Origin of the sequence: Streptomyces sp. NPDC002088, from assembly GCF_040296605.1 — a bacterium.
GTDB lineage: Bacteria > Actinomycetota > Actinomycetes > Streptomycetales > Streptomycetaceae > Streptomyces.
The window spans coordinates 721,452-735,401 of sequence record NZ_JBEOXO010000001.1; the positions used below are offsets into that span (position 1 = coordinate 721,452).

Below are 13,950 nucleotides of genomic sequence, written 5' to 3' on the forward strand. Positions count from 1 at the left end.
CTCAGCCGACGGCCGGGCGATGCACCGGCTGTCCTCGGCGGTGCCCGCGCAGCTCGCCCAGCGCGCCTCGCCCCGACCTTCCCCGTGACGCCTCGACCGGTCCCGGTGGGCCGTCCGTACCCGCCAGGTGCCGGGCGAGCGAGCGGACGGTCGGGTACCGGAACATCTCCACCCGGGTCGGCGGCCGCGGGCAGATGTCCTTCAGGTCCTTCAGGCGGGCCATGACGCGCATCAGCAGCAGTGAATCGCCGCCCACCTCGAAGAAGTTGTCGTCCATGCCCACCCGGTCCAGCCGTAGCACCTCCCGCCAGATCTCGGCGACGGCACGTTGGGCGCGGTCGCCGGCGTCCCCGTCCGGCCCGTCGGATCCGGCAGGACAGGATGGTCGGGGGAGTGCCCTGCGGTCGGTCTTGCCGTTGGCGGTGAGCGGCAGCCGGCCGAGTTCGACGAAAGCGGCGGGGATCATGTAGCTGGGGAGCAGGGCGGCCAGGTGCGCCCGCAACAGGCCCGCCGCGACCCCGGGTTCGCGTGGTACGACGTAGCCCACGAGCCGCCGGTCCCCCGGTGCGTCCTCGCGGACGACGACCACGGCCTCGGCCACCGCCGGGTGGCCGCGAAGCACGGCCTCGATCTCACCGGGCTCGATCCGGTAGCCGTGCAGTTTGACCTGGTCGTCGACGCGGCCGAGGCATTCCAGCTGCCCGTCGGGGAGTTGGCGGACGAGATCCCCCGTACGGTACAGCGCCCCGCCGTCCGGGCCGAGGGTGTCGGGTACGAAGCGCTCGGCGGTGAGTTCCGGCCGGTTCAGGTATCCCGAGGCGACCCCGGCGCCGCCGATGTACAGCTCCCCCGGCAGGCCGGGTGGCAGTGGCCGGCGCCACCGGTCCAGCACGTGGAACCGGGTGTTGGCGATCGGTCGGCCGATGGTGATCCGGCGGGCCGAGGTCACCTCGGCCACCGAGGACCAGATCGTGGTCTCCGTGGGCCCGTACATGTTCGACAGCCGCGTGCCCCGGGCCAGGAGCGCGTCGGCGAGATCGGCCGGCAGTGGCTCGCCGCCACAGAGCATCCGCAGCACCTCGCCGCCGGGCCGGCCGCGCCACCCGGCGTCGAGGAGCATCCGCCAGGTGGCGGGGGTGGCCTGCATGACGGTGGGCCGGCTCGCCTCCAGCAGCTTGCGCAGGAGGAAGCCGTCCGCCGCGGTCTCGGCCGACGCCAGTTCGACGCGCCCTCCGGTGACCAACGGCACGTACAGCTCCAGGCCCGCGATGTCGAAGCAGACCGTGGTGACCGCGAGCAGCCGGTCCCGTTCGGTGAAGCCGGGCTCGCGCGCCATTGCGCACACGAAGTTGGTCAGCGCCCGGTGGCTCACCCGCACGCCCTTGGGGCGTCCGGTGGAGCCGGAGGTGTAGATGACGTAGGCGTCCGTGGTGGAGTCGACGTCCGCCCCTGGCTCCGGGGTGCCCGCGAGCGCTTCGGGCCACGCCCGGTCGAGGACGAGGACGTCGGCGCCACCGGGGGGCAGTTCGCCGGCCAGGTCCGACTCGGTGACCAGCAGGCCCAGTGCGGTATCCCCGATGATGTAGGCGATGCGGTCGAGCGGGTAGACGGGGTCCAACGGCACATACGCGGCACCGGATTTCATCACGGCCAGCAGCGCCACCACGAGGTCGGCGGAACGCTTCAGGTACACCCCGACCATCCGGCCGGGCCCGATGCCCCGCGCGCGCAGATGACCGGCGAGCAGCGACGACCGGCGGTCGAGCTCGCCGAAGCCCAGGGCTGTGTCCCCGAAGATCACTGCCGGGGCGTCGGGGCGCGCCGCGGCCTGCCGGGCGACCAACTGGTGGACGCAACAGTGCAACGGGAAGTCGGCGGCAGTGTCGTTGGCCGCCGCGACCACCCGTCGCGCCTGCTGTCCGCCCAGCTCGATCGCGGTCACCTCGCGATCACCCGCCGCCGCGGCGGCCCGCAGGAACGCGGCGGCGTACTCCGCGGTCGGTCCTGCCGTGCCCTGGCTGAACGCGCCCTCGGCGACCACCCACTGGCACGGCCCGTCGCCGAGCGGGATGCGGATCAGCAGTGCCGTGCCATCGGGCGGCGCGGCGGGGCCTGCGGTGTCCCGGACGAACTCGACGGCGATGGGCAGCCCCGGCTGCGCCGGCCGGCGGTCCCGCAGCCGCGGGTACCGGATCCACAGGTCGTGCGGGTACCGACCGCGCCGGGTCGCCTCGGCCAGTCGCCGCCCCACCTCCGCACCGAGGTCGGCCATGGTGCGCCCCTCCGGGTCCGGGAGGCGCAGCGGAGCGTATGCGCTGTACAGCGCCTCGACCGCGGGATGCCCGGTCTTCCCGTCCGGGAGGCGCAGATGTACATCGGTCCCGGTCTCCACCCCGATGCGGGCGAGGAAGGCCAGGAAAGCGGTGAGCAGCCACTGCTGACGGCCCAGCCCGGCGGTTGCCGCCGCGTGCTCCACCTGGTCGGGGAGGGCGATCCGGTACGCGGTGCGCGGGACGACCGCGCGGGCCGACGATGTGTCGGGGTACGGCAGGTCGGCGGGTAAGAGATCAGTGAGGCGTCGTACCCAGAACGGTTCGGCCCGCAGCCGGGCCGCCTCGGCTCCGGTCGCCGCGTCGAGCAGCACCGGATCGGCCGCGGGCAGTCGGCACCCCGGCAGACAGCCGAGGTCGGCCAGGTCCGAGGCGGTGAGCGGTTCGCCCCGGGAAGAGGCGAGCCCGGTCAGGCGGACGTCGTGATCGGTAGTCGTGACCACGACGCCGTCGCCGCCCGCCTCCACCACGGTCCCGGGGGGCCGCCCCGAGCCCGTCGGCAGCACCTCGAGGCCGCGCACCACGACCGGTCCCGCGGGGAGTGCGGCCTTGGCGGTGCCGAAGGCGTTGGGGTGCGGCCCGAAGTCGGTGGCACGCACGGCGGCGTCCAGTTCGCGTGCGGGCCGCTCCCAGGAGAGGAACCCGCCGCCCACCGGCCGGTCGAAGCGGCCGTGGTAGGTGAATCGGGACAGGTCCTGGGGCCGCCGCTCGGCCCGCCCCTCGGCCAGGGCGTCGATCAACTCGCCGAAGGACTCGACACCCGCCTCGAAGCACGTGACGTTGAGCGTGTGGCTGGTGTCCTCCTCGCTCACCGGGACCGGCCGCTGCAGGAGGATGTCGCCGGTGTCGGCCCGGGCGGTCATGACGTGCCAGGTGATGCCGTGGGAGGTCGCCCGTTCGCGGATCGCCCACGTTGTCGCATGGAGTCCGGCGTGCCGGGGAAGGGGGCCGTCGTGGAAGTTGATCGCCAACTTCCTTGGCAGGGCGAGTACTTGTTCCGGGAGCATGCGCAGATTGGCGATGCTGAAGAGGTAGTCGAACGGCCCCGCGGCGGCCACACGCGAGGCCAGATCCGGGCCGAAGCCGGTCGCGGGCAGGCCATCGCGCTCGGCCCACTCCCGGACGCTGTCATCGGAGGTGACGACGCCGAGCACCCGGTGGCCGCGCTCCACCAGCAGCTCGGCGCACGCGGCGACCATCGAGTTCTCGCCGATCAGAAAACAACTGAACGTACGACGCGGCACGTCCCGCACCTTTCCTGCGGAGGTGTACCGCCCGGCATATTTCATCCCCACCCCAGTGAATTTCCCAGCCGAATTCGATTGAAGAACGGCAGTGAATTCGGCAATTGAGTTCCGCGACCACGGAAACCAGTGAATTTCTGAGAAGGTGTCAGACTGAACGCGTCCACACCCGTCTCTGCCGGGGCGTCATGAGTACGCCCTGTGGTGGCGCTACGGACGGTGACCCGAAACCGGGTAATTCCTCACCGATCGCAGCCGGTTCGTCACCCATGGTCTCGGGATGTGCACGGAGAGTCAAGGGGTTCCAGTAAATCATGAAGTAGGATTTACATTTCGCAAGGCATCCTGTCTGGCGAATCGTTATTTCCGATATCGCGGTTTATGCTGCGAGTGCGTTGGGCAGCAAGCCCCTCGTGGATTACGGCATCGCGCCCCTTGGTCGGCCCGTCATCCGTGAATGGGCGAATAACCCTCCAGGATTCGGGATTCGGGATTCGGGTCGGAATTTCGGCCGGAATTCCGTGGTCCCGTTCACGCCGTCGTTCGCTGACGCCGAGTACTGCCCCCACGCACGCTCGCTGGGTTCGTGGGACATCCGGTCGAACAGGCAGACCGCCCAGCCGGTACGGCCTTCCTGCAAGCGGCGGGTCGCAAGAACACAATCGAGCCGTCACCCTCCTCCTCAAGTAGGCAGGGCCGGCTCATCCTTCAGGCGGCCACGTGACCTCTCGTTACGACTGGACCCCGGCCGGCGACTCGGCGAGAGCCGCAGACCGGGGTCGAGCCGCCCGGGCTGATCTGGAGAGGAAGGACCTGGGCGCAATGGCTGCTGTGCCACTACCGCAGGCAGGAGCCGGCACGGCGCCGCCCGATCGGGCGTTCCTCTCCGCCCAACTGGTCGCAGGCGTATGCCGTCGGGCCGTGAACGGCGCGCGGGGGCGAGCCCTCGGTCGGCGAGCCGACACATCCCCGACAGGACAGTCGCGATGTCAGCCGGTCGCTGAGTCAGCCGCACCGGCCGGCAGCGTCACCGTGTCACATCCACCCTGTCGGCGACGGCCGGGACAGGGTCGGAGGGCGCCTGAGCCAGGCGCTTGTGTGCCCGGGCGGGTGCTGTCTCGGGGAGGCGGAACAGGCAGATCAGGGAGATGACCAGCAGGGCTGCCAAGTAGTAACCGATGTTGAGTGCGTTGCCTGTCGCGGCGATGATCCTGTTCGCGATCAGCGGCGAGATCCCTCCCCCGAGAACGGCGCCGACATGGAAGCCGACCCCGAGGCCGGACTGGCGCTGCTCACCGGGGTAGAGCTCGGCGAAGAAGGTGTACAGGGGGCCGAACAGGAGGCCTGTGGTGCAGAAGCCGGTGATGACGGCAGTGTTGACGGCGGCGACGGTGCCCGCCGAGGTGATGTGGAACATGACGAGCACGGCGACGACGGACAGTGCCGCACCGGTGATCATGACCGGCTTGCGGCCGATGCGGTCGGACACCCAGGCGGCGCCCACGTTCACCAGGGCGTGGCAGGCCAGCGCGACGAGGCTGCCGTTGACGATCGGCTGACGCGGCAGGCCGAGGCCCTCGGGAGCGTCCGCGGTGGCGTAGGAGAGCATGAAGGTGACCAGGGCGAAGGTCGTGGCGTTGAGGCCGATGTTGACGCCGGCGGTCAGCGCGACGCGGCGCCAGTTGGTCTTGAGCACCGCAAACAGAGGCATCTGCGCGGCGCTGTCCTGTTTCCCCTCGCCTTCTTTGCCGGCTGCCATCTCCTCGAAGACGGGGCTCTCCGCGACCCCCTGACGGATCCACAGTCCGACGACCATGACCAGACCGCCCACCAGGAAGGGGATGCGCCAGCCCCAGCTGGTCACGGAGTCGTCCGGCAGGAGCAGTACCAGGGTGAAGGCCAGGTTGGCGAGGATCGTGCCGATCGGAGAGCCGATCGCGACGAAGGATCCGTAGAAGCCCCGGCGGCTCTCGGGCGCGTGCTCGATCGCGAAGACCGCGGCGCCGGAGTTCTCCCCGCCGCGTGCCGCCCCGTGACACAGCCTCAACAGGACGAGCAGGATGGGAGCGGCGATGCCGACGGAGGCATATGACGGCAGGACGCCCATGCCCAGCGTCGCCAGCCCCATCAGGACGAACGCCGCGAAGAGCGCGACCCGGCGCCCTCGGCGGTCACCGATCGCCCCGAAGATCGCGGCACCGATCGGCGCCATCAGGAAACCGATGGCGAAGGTGGCGAGGCTCATGAAGGTGCCGAACCAGGCGTCGTCGGTCTTGAAGAAGACCTCCCCGAAGACGAGCGCGGCGGCGGTGCCGTAGATGGTGAAGTCGTAGAGTTCCAGCGATGTGCCGACACCGGCTGCCATGCCGAGCCTGAGCATGGTCGAAGAGCGAGTGGTGTCCCGAGTTGAAGCCATGAGATGTCCTTGGATCAGAGACGGGCGATGACCGGTACGCGGATGGCCGGGCTGCGAAGGCAGCCCGGCCATCCGCGCACTGGGCCCGTGGCGGCGGTATGACGACGGACATGCGGCGTGATCGACTGACACGGTCGCCTGAAGGAGAGGGGGCGTCAGTACAGCTCGACGACCAGCTTTTCGGACAGGGCCCGCGACACACACAGGGCGATCTGGGTGCCGGAGGCCTTGTCAGCGACGGAGAGGCAGTGGTCGCGGTGGTCCGGAGTCCCGTCGAGGACTCCGGAGACGCACGAGCCGCAGATACCCTCCTCGCAGGACTTGAAGACCTCCAGACCGTTCTCCTCAAGGACCGCGAGGATCGACTTGCCGACCGGGACCTCGAAGACCTCGCCGGTGTCGAGTTCGACGGTGAAGGGCCGGTCACCGCTGGTGTCGACCTCGGTGGCGACGAAGTGCTCCACGTGGACGTGTTCCGCACCGACCACGGCCGCGAAGACGGAGGTGACCTGGTCCATGAAGCCCTGCGGGCCACAGGTGTAGACGTGGCTGACCGGTGTCAGTCCCTGCGCCACCCCGGCCAGCAGCGCCGGCTGGTCCGCGCGGGGTACGCCGAAGCGGAGGCGGACCCGGTCGCGGAACTCGGCCCGTCTCTCCAGAAGGTCGACGAACGCCGCATCCTCCCGCGAGCGGGCGAAGTAGTGCAGCTCGAAGTCCGAGCTCCGGGCGTGCAGTTCGTAGGCCATGCTCAGCAGCGGGGTGATGCCGATGCCTCCGGCCACCAGGATGTGCCGGTCCGCGCCCGCGGCCAGCGAGAGCAGGTTGCGGGGCTCTCCGATCTCGACGCGGTCGCCCGCGCTCACCTCGTGCAGCGCGGCCGAGCCGCCACGGGAGTCCGGCTCCCGCTTCACCGCGATCAGCAGCGACGAGGGTTCGTCCGGGGGACTGCACAGGGAGTACTGGCGCAGCACGCCGGTCGGTCCGGTCACGTCGATGTGCGCACCGGCCTCGTACGGGGCGAACGCCGCCCCGTCCTCACGGATCAGCCGGAGGGTGCGGATCTGCGGGGTCACCTCGGTGACCTCGGCGACCCGGACACCCAGACTCACAGCAGGAACCCTGCCGCCGGGACGGCGTCCTCGCCGTCGACCAGCCGGACGACCTTGAGGGCGATCCTGTCGCCGGTCTCCGAGAGCCGGATCGTGTGGGTGACCTCGGCGGCCCACAGGTCGTGATGGCCACGCTTGTAGGCGACGAGGACCTGCGAGGAGCGCAGCACGACCTTCTCGTCCGCGACCTGTTCCACGACGAAACGGGACACGGTGCGCACGGTGCGGGCGGAGTCGACCGCGGCGATGGCGTAGCCCTCGGTCATCCGCGTGACACGCATCTGCCGCATCCGGGCGTCGTCGTAGACCATGTTGAGGGTGTTCGCGAAGTCCTCGGTCTCCGGATCGATCGGGATGACGTAGTGGCCGTCCTCGGCGTACAGGCCCTGCCAGGTGTCGTACTCCTTGCGGTCGAGCAGGTCGGCCTCGTGCCAGACCAGTTCGATCGCGCGGATCACGCGGGGGTCGGCCAGCAGGAGGCCCAGGCGCTTCGCGGGGGTCTCGAGGGTCTCAGTCATCGCTCATCATCTGCTTCCACTTGGTGTAGGCCGTGCGCATACCGCTCTCGTCGGTGACGTGGGAGGTCACCCAGCCCTCCGGGCTCTTGGTCTCGCGGGCCAGACCGCGGTTGACCATGATCGGCATCTCGGGTGCCGCCTGGGCTCCTCGCTGGACCCGGTCCCAGCCCTCGGCGTCGTCGGGGGTGCCGAACCCGAACGGGCCCTGGAAGTGCTCGTGGATGCGCAGCCGTTCCCGGTTGACCGGGTCCACGATCTCGGCGGGGCCGGCCGGCCCCAGGGCGACGTGTTCGATGAGGGTCTCGTCGACCGAGATCGGGCGCAGCACGCGCAGGAACGAGTTCGACATCGACACGTTCGGGAACAGGTTCAGGTTGAAGCCGGTGCCGTGCATGGCGCGGACCAGCTTGCGGACCGCCGCGTCGTCGAGACCGGCCGAGCCGAGTTCGGCGACCAGGCCCGCGAAGCGCGGCTGCAGCGGCTCGGTGCCGTCGTCGGCGTCGAGGTCGGAGTGCTCGGGCACCATCTGCATGACGCTGTGCCCGTTGCCCAGATTGTGGGTGGTCGCCGTCGGGTCGGTCATGAACGACATCATGTCCGCGGTCTCGGAGTCCACCGACGCCATCCAGGAACGGTGCACGATCGGGAAGTGGTAGCCGTCCGTGGTGTTCTCGAGCTGGATCTTCCAGTTGCCCCGGAACTTGAACTGGTGGGTGCCCAGGACCTTGAGCGGATAGCCGCCGCCCTGCTTCATGAACCGGTCGAGCCACAGCTTCACATCGCCGAGGAAGTCCTCCAGCGGTTCGATGCCGTCGTCGAAGGTCGCGAAGATCATGCCGCCGTAGGACTCAGTGCGGAGCTTCCTCAGCCCCATGTCGCCCTTCTCCATGACGCCCTCGTAGCCCTCCGGGTACGGGATGCCGCGAAGCTTGCCGTCGAGGCCGTAGGACCAGGCGTGGTAAGGGCAGGTGAACCCGTTGACCTGGCCTGTCCTCTTCTCGCAGAGGCTCGCTCCGCGGTGGCGGCAGCGGTTGAGGAGGGTGTTGACGTTGCCCTTGCGGTCCTTGGCCACGATGACCGGCTGGCGGCCTACGTACGTCGACTTGAAGCTGCCGGCCTTCGGCAGCTCGCTCTCGTGCGCCACCCACACCCAGGTCCGCTCGAAGATCTTCGTCATCTCCAGCTCGAAGAGCTCCGGATCGGTGTACATCCGGCCCGCCACCCGGTCCTCGAGAACCAGATCGGGCGGCGCGAGGTCGTAGACGTTCTCCGCGGTGAACTCAGCAGTCATCGAAGTGTTTCCTCCAGGATCGAGGGGAAGGGAGCGGCTCGCAGGAAGCCCGGGATGGTGGGCGGCTGCCCCATGAGAACCGCACCGGCGCCGTCGTACATGGCCTGGCCGAGGGTCGCGTGGAGTTGCGGGACCTGGGCGTCCTGACGCAGTACTTGCAGGGGGTGGCTGTTGTTGATGATCCCGGCCCCGGAGATCGCGCAGAGGTCGTGTACGACCTGGGCCGAGACGTCGGCGATGTTCGCCGAGGACAGCCGGATGCGGGCCAGTTGCCCGGGGCTCGCCTCGTCGCCCTTCAGGACGGTCTGCCACACCTCGTCGGCGACGTCGAGGTAGAAGGCTCGCGCGGAGTTCAGGGCGGCGTACGCCTTGGCGAACGTGGTGCGGTAGTACGCGCGGGCGGCGAGCGGCGGCGCGCCGGTGATGCCGGTGCGGGCGCCGGCCTGCTGGACGAACGCGAGGGCTGCCTGGGCGACACCGAGGCCGACGGCCGAGTGGACCTGGGCCTGGAAGCCGATGAGAGGGTAACGGTAGAGCGGCTCGTCGATGTTGGACGTGCCGCCTCGGATGAAGGTCCACTCCCGCGGCACCTCGATGCCGCGGACCACGACGTCGAAAGAGCCCGAGGCCCGCATACCGGTGACGTCCCAGTCCTGGACGATCTCGACCTGTTCCGGCCGCAGCAGCGCGGCCCGAGGCTTGCCGCTGTCGTCGTCACCGGGGATGCCGACACCGATGAGCTCCGCGCCCATGCAACCGCTGGCGAACTTCCAGTGGCCGTCGATCAGATAGCCGCGGTCGGTCGGTGTGGCCGGCTGGACGGGGAAGAGGCCGCCGGCGTAGACGACGTCGGGGCCGTTCTTGTAGATCTCGGCCTGGGTCTCCAGCGGCAGCGACCCGAAGTAGGTGAGGGCGGAGCCGAAGGCGACCACCCAGCCCGTGGAGCCGTCGACCTTGGCGACCCGCTCGACGATCTGGATGAACTCCGCCGGGGGCAGTGGTTCGCCGCCGAACCGCTCGGGGGCCGAGGCGCGGTAGACGCCGAGCGCCATGAGCTTCTCGACGAAGTCGCGCGGCACGTAGCCTTGGGCGTGGAACTCGCCGCGGCGCTCGGCCAGTTCGGCGAGTACCGACTCCCAGGTCACGGGGGCCGACGTCTGTGGCATGGTTGCTGTGCTCCTCTGTGGTCGGTGCCCACGACGCTAAGGAGCCGCCGGGAGTCAGCCAATTGGTAATGACTTCGCCGGGCGTAGGGGATTTCTTCAGGCGGCCGCAGGTAGACCCCGATGCGGCGGGGGAGCGGGCCGACCTACGCTGACCCCCATGAACGTCGACTCGAGGGCACCGGAGCTGGCCGACTCCGACTTCGTCGCGATGATGAGCGCCTCGGACATCTGCGTCCTGCTCCATGACGCGCAGACCAAGGAGATTCTCTGGGCGAACCCGGCCGCCTGCGCGCTGCTGGAGTTCAGCCTCGACGAGATGATCCACCTTCGCGCCAACCACATCAGCAGCGCGGCGCGGCAGTACGACCGGGTCGTCGCGCGGGCCATGCTGCAGGAGGCGATCGACCACGGCGCCAGCCGGGTCGAGTGGCACCTGCGATCCAGGTCCGGCCGTGTCATCCCCACCGACGCCTTCGCGGTCCGCGTCGAGCTGGCGCGGGGTCCTGCGGTGATGGTGCAGTACCGGGACATCGAGCGTGAGCAGCGGACCGACGCGGAGCAGCGGCTCGCCGAGTCGTACGTCGAGACGCTCACGCGCCACACCTCGACCGTCGCCTTCATGCTGGACGCGTCCGGTGTGATCGTGTCGGCCACCGACACGGCACTCGGCTACCTCGGCCTCACCGGCCACCGGGGATCCCCGGTCAGACACCGCCTGACGGCGTTCGCCGTGATCCGCACCGGCGCCGGGCCGGCGACGTGGGACGACATCGTGGCGGGAGCCGTCCCGATCCTCCCGGTGCGCCTGGAGGTCGCCCAGCCCGACGCGCAGCCGGTGTGGCTGGAGGGAAGCGTCGAGCGGCTGCCGCAGCCGGCGGCCGACGTCTACCTGATGATCCTGCACGACGTGTCCGGCCGGGTCCGCGACGAGGCGCTGCGTGAGCTGGAGCAGCACCGCGAGAACTATCTGGCCCGGTACAACGCGATGGGTGACATGGCGATGGCCATCGCCCACGAACTGGGCCAGCCACTCGCCGCAGCGGGTAACTTCCTCGCCGGTATACGTGCCCGTACCGGTGCCCTGCGGGCAAGCGGCGAACTCGACGGGCAGCTCGGCGCCCAGATGGAGTACGGCCTGGAGAGCGCGAGCCGGCAGATCGACCGGGCGGCGACGATCGTCAACACCCTGCGGGCGTTCGTCGGCCACCTGGAGCACGTCGAGCAGGTCGTCGACCTCAACGACATCGTCCGGGAGTGCCTTCCCTTCATCCGGCTGCGGGCCGAACCCGTCGGCGTGCGCATCGAGCTCGGCCTGTCGGAGGAGACCGTGCCCGTCCGCTGCGAGCGCGTCCTCACCGGCCAGGTCGTCCTCAATCTCTGCTTCAACGCGATCGACGAGATGGCGGAGTGCGAGCCTGCGACCCGACAGGTGCTGCTCGTGACGGAGAAGGGTGCGGACGACGGTGTGCTCACGGTCGCCGACCGGGGGCGGGGCCTGCGCCGCGACCCGTTCACGGAGTCCTTCAGCGGGAAGGCGCACGGCAGCGGGATCGGGCTCGCGCTCAGCCACCGGATCATCACCCGCCAACACGGCAGCATCTGGAGTGAACATCGCGAGAAAGGCGGCTCCGTCTTCGGTTTCACGCTGCCTCTCGTCCCCGAGGCGTAGGGGAAATCCTCAGCGACGGCAGAGGAACTCTTGATATCCCGGCAAGGCCGCTCCGCCCTAACGTCGCAGTACCCGGGTTCGCTCGGGTGCCCCGGTCCCGTTAGGAGGAACAGTGGCTAGGAGCACCACCCAACCGACCCCGACGCAACGGCAGTTCCGCGCAGCGATGGCGAATCTCTCCGCGGGTGTCAACGTCGTCACCACGGACGGGCCCCGTGGCCGCGCGGGCATCACTGTGAGCGCGGCCTGCTCCGTCACCGACACGCCGCCGACCATGCTGGTGTGCATCAACCAGTCCACTTACATCCACGACATCCTCAAGGCGAACGAGCGCCTGTGCATCAACGTGCTCGCCCCGGAGCACCAGGAGGTGGCCCTGGCCTTCGCGGGCGGCACGCCGGCCGACCAGCGGTTCTCCGTCTCCGGTGACGTGTGGGACCACTCGATCGCCGACGTGCCCGTGCTCAAGGGGTCTGCCGCCTCGATCGTCGGCCGCATCACCAGCATCACCGCACGCGGCTCCCACTCGGTGATGTTCGTCGAGGCGAACCGGGTGATCGTCGGAGACGACAACGGTGGCGGCCTGGTCTACTTCCAGCGCCGGTTCCACCCGATCAACGCGCCGCTGAGCGCCTGATGACGAGGGCACACATGCCGGACGACAACCGGATGACCTTGACCTGTTACAACGACACCTTCGGCTACGGCTGGCGCCACGTGGACCTGTTCACCCACGACGCCGACGGCCGAGAACTCAACTGGGTCCACTGGTCCGTACCCGCCGACGGCCCCGGCGCCGCCGACGAGGTCACCGCCGAGATCGAGCCCAGGCTCCGCCGCACCTCACCGTGGCGCCACGGGGTCAGCGCCGGCGGAATGGACTACTGGGAGGCCGACGCGGCCTGGGAGGAAGCATGAGCCCGTGGCAGCCCTGGTCGCTGAGGGAGCTGGTCGAAGAGCTCGCCACCGGCCGCACCACCGCGGCGGCCGCGCTGGAGCGGTCTCGGGCCCGGATCCGTGAGACCGAGCCGGAGGTGCGGGCCTGGGTGGTCCAGGACCCCGCACCTGACGTCGCGTCGGCGACCGGACCGCTGGGCGGGGTGCCGCTCGGTGTGAAGGACATCATCGACGTCGCGGGCTTCCCCACGCGCTGCGGATCGCAGTTGCGCGCCGACGCCGCCGCTGCCGGTGCGGACGCGGCGATCGTGAACGCCTGGCGGGCCGCCGGCGCCGTCCCCGCCGGGAAGACCGTCACCACCGAGTTCGCCTACTTCTCCCCGGGCCCGACCACCAACCCGGCCGTACCCGGACACACCCCCGGCGGCTCGTCCAGCGGATCGGCCGCCGCCGTCGCCGCCGGGCAGGTCCCCCTCGCGGTCGGTTCGCAGACGGCCGGTTCGGTCACCCGTCCGGCGTCGTACTGCGCTGTCGCGTCGCTGGTGATGAGCCATGGCCGGTACCCCGTCGACGGGGTGGTCGGCCTCAGCCCGAACCTCGACAGCCACGGCTACTACGCGGCAGGCGTCTCCGATCTGGCCGTGGCCTGGTCAGCACTGACCGCGACCCCGTCCGCCGCCCTCGAAAAGGCACGTCCGGGCAGAGTCCTGCTGTGGACGGCGGAGCCGATCGGCGTGGTGGACGACGACATGGGCGAGGCGGTCGAGACCGTCCGCAAGCGGCTGACCGAGGCGGGAGCCGTGGTCGATGACTTCCCCGAGGAGCAGCTCGTCGCCGAGGTGACGGCCGCCCAGCCCGTGGTGATGGCCTACGAAGCGGCGCGGGAGCGCGCGGAGGAGCTCTCCGCGGCGGGCCGGCTGAGTGAGCCGCTCGCACAGCTCCTGCGCACCGGCGCCGCGACAGCGGACGGCGACTACGCGACCGCGCGGCGGACCATCGCCGCCGCATCCGCCCGTATCACCGACCTGCTGATGTCGTACGACGCCATCGTCGGTCCGGCCGCACCCGGCGCGGCCCCGGCCGGTCTGTCGGCGACCGGCGATCCCGCGCTGAGCAGGGCCTGGCAGGCTCTGGGACTTCCGGTGGTGACGGTGCCCGGCCTGCGCAACGCGGCGGGTCTGCCGCTGGGCATCCAGACGGTCGGCCGGTGGCGCGGCGAGGACGTCCTGCTCGCGACGGGCGGCTGGATCGAGAGCGCACTGTCCTGAGCTCGCCGAGGGGCGCGTGCCGCACGCACCGGCCGGACATGG

General features: G+C 70.2%; 10 protein-coding genes. 4 read left to right on the forward strand and 6 right to left on the reverse strand.

Going from position 1 to position 13,950, the window contains the following annotated elements:
- Window position 1 precedes the first annotated feature (1 nt).
- The 6 genes from ABT114_RS03390 to ABT114_RS03415 all read right to left on the reverse strand — a co-directional run bounded on the left by ABT114_RS03390 (window position 2) and on the right by ABT114_RS03415 (window position 10,074).
- A complete protein-coding gene (locus ABT114_RS03390; RefSeq protein ID WP_351138015.1) occupies window positions 2–3,574 on the reverse strand; it encodes an amino acid adenylation domain-containing protein in 3,573 nt (1,190 codons plus the stop codon).
- Between the two features lie 1,027 nt (window positions 3,575–4,601).
- The gene (locus tag ABT114_RS03395; protein ID WP_351138017.1) at window positions 4,602–5,990 is read right to left on the reverse strand and encodes an MFS transporter; all 1,389 of its coding nucleotides are present in this window, start codon (window positions 5,988–5,990) and stop codon (window positions 4,602–4,604) included.
- Window positions 5,991–6,145: 155 nt separating this feature from the next.
- Window positions 6,146–7,099 (reverse strand): PDR/VanB family oxidoreductase, encoded by a 954-nt coding sequence (locus ABT114_RS03400; protein WP_351138019.1) that lies wholly within the window; start codon window positions 7,097–7,099, stop codon window positions 6,146–6,148.
- A complete protein-coding gene (locus ABT114_RS03405; RefSeq protein WP_351138021.1) occupies window positions 7,096–7,617 on the reverse strand; it encodes an aromatic-ring-hydroxylating dioxygenase subunit beta in 522 nt (173 codons plus the stop codon). The genes ABT114_RS03400 and ABT114_RS03405 overlap by 4 nt, the downstream gene beginning before the upstream one ends.
- Window positions 7,610–8,908: an aromatic ring-hydroxylating oxygenase subunit alpha gene (locus ABT114_RS03410; RefSeq protein WP_351138023.1), complete on the reverse strand. Its 1,299-nt coding sequence runs from the start codon at window positions 8,906–8,908 to the stop codon at window positions 7,610–7,612. Before ABT114_RS03410 ends, ABT114_RS03405 begins: the two co-directional genes overlap by 8 nt.
- Complete coding sequence (locus tag ABT114_RS03415) at window positions 8,905–10,074, reverse strand: acyl-CoA dehydrogenase family protein (RefSeq protein WP_351138025.1); 1,170 nt, start codon at window positions 10,072–10,074, stop codon at window positions 8,905–8,907. Before ABT114_RS03415 ends, ABT114_RS03410 begins: the two co-directional genes overlap by 4 nt.
- A 157-nt stretch (window positions 10,075–10,231) precedes the next feature.
- Here ABT114_RS03415 and ABT114_RS03420 point away from each other — a divergent pair, with 157 nt between their 5' ends.
- From ABT114_RS03420 to ABT114_RS03435, 4 genes are all read left to right on the forward strand, one after another.
- Window positions 10,232–11,743, forward strand: coding sequence for a PAS domain-containing sensor histidine kinase (locus ABT114_RS03420; RefSeq protein ID WP_351138027.1), 1,512 nt, complete (start codon window positions 10,232–10,234; stop codon window positions 11,741–11,743).
- A 166-nt stretch (window positions 11,744–11,909) separates the two neighbouring features.
- A complete protein-coding gene (locus ABT114_RS03425) occupies window positions 11,910–12,380 on the forward strand; it encodes a flavin reductase (RefSeq protein WP_351138029.1) in 471 nt (156 codons plus the stop codon).
- A gap of 14 nt (window positions 12,381–12,394) precedes the next feature.
- Window positions 12,395–12,661: a hypothetical protein gene (locus tag ABT114_RS03430; RefSeq protein ID WP_351138031.1), complete on the forward strand. Its 267-nt coding sequence runs from the start codon at window positions 12,395–12,397 to the stop codon at window positions 12,659–12,661.
- Window positions 12,658–13,908, forward strand: a complete 1,251-nt coding sequence (locus tag ABT114_RS03435; RefSeq protein ID WP_351138033.1) for an amidase family protein — start codon at window positions 12,658–12,660, stop codon at window positions 13,906–13,908. Before ABT114_RS03430 ends, ABT114_RS03435 begins: the two co-directional genes overlap by 4 nt.
- The last annotated feature ends 42 nt before the right edge of the window (window positions 13,909–13,950 follow it).

Excerpts from the sequence above, each read along its gene's own strand:
- ABT114_RS03425 (WP_351138029.1), top strand. The coding sequence starts at position 11,910 with ATGGCGAATCTCTCCGCGGGTGTCAACGTCGTCACCACGGACGGGCCC.
- ABT114_RS03405 (WP_351138021.1), bottom strand. The coding sequence starts at position 7,617 with ATGACTGAGACCCTCGAGACCCCCGCGAAGCGCCTGGGCCTCCTGCTG.
- ABT114_RS03415 (WP_351138025.1), bottom strand. The coding sequence starts at position 10,074 with ATGCCACAGACGTCGGCCCCCGTGACCTGGGAGTCGGTACTCGCCGAA.
- ABT114_RS03430 (WP_351138031.1), top strand. The coding sequence starts at position 12,395 with ATGCCGGACGACAACCGGATGACCTTGACCTGTTACAACGACACCTTC.
- ABT114_RS03395 (WP_351138017.1), bottom strand. The coding sequence starts at position 5,990 with ATGGCTTCAACTCGGGACACCACTCGCTCTTCGACCATGCTCAGGCTC.
- ABT114_RS03420 (WP_351138027.1), top strand. The coding sequence starts at position 10,232 with ATGAACGTCGACTCGAGGGCACCGGAGCTGGCCGACTCCGACTTCGTC.
- ABT114_RS03410 (WP_351138023.1), bottom strand. The coding sequence starts at position 8,908 with ATGACTGCTGAGTTCACCGCGGAGAACGTCTACGACCTCGCGCCGCCC.
- ABT114_RS03435 (WP_351138033.1), top strand. The coding sequence starts at position 12,658 with ATGAGCCCGTGGCAGCCCTGGTCGCTGAGGGAGCTGGTCGAAGAGCTC.